General features: G+C 53.5%; 1 protein-coding gene. It reads left to right on the top strand.

Translation table 11 applies throughout. The features are described from left to right. A partial coding sequence (locus tag ACTHUR_RS17105) for an SbmA/BacA-like family transporter (protein WP_440399894.1) occupies positions 1-555 on the top strand: 555 nt, incomplete at both ends.

Raw genomic sequence — 555 nt, 5'->3', positions numbered from 1 at the left:
TGGTGCTGGTACGGGCGTTTAACAACGTCGTCAACGACTTTCTCGATCAAGGCTTGGCGATTAAATGGTCGGAGCGGCTCAACGAAGTGCTGACAACGCGCTGGCTTGCCGATAAAAACTACTACCGCCTGCAAATGCGCCGCCATGCGCCGGACAATATCGACCAGCGTATCCAACAAGACGCGCAGGATTTCATCGCCTCGACCATAGAATTTGTGCGCGGCATGGTCAATTCGGTCGTTACCTCGCTGGAATTTGCCGTTGTTTTGTGGGGCTTGGCGGGCATCCTGACCGTGTTCGGTTTCGACATTCCGCACGGCATCGTTTGGTTTGTCTATATGTTTGTGATTTTGGCGACCTTTATCGCCATGTGGATAGGCAACCCGTTGATTCGTTACAACTATGAAAACGAAAAACTCAACGGCGACTACCGTTATTCCCTCATCCGCGTGCGCGACCACGCCGAAAGCGTGGCGTTTTACAGCGGCGAACAACACGAACACGACCAGCTTGCCAACCGCTTCAAAGCCATCATCCGCAACCGCTGGCGTATCG

This window comes from Neisseria sp. P0021.S007, assembly GCF_051956855.1.
This window is presented reverse-complemented; position numbering and strand designations above follow the sequence as displayed.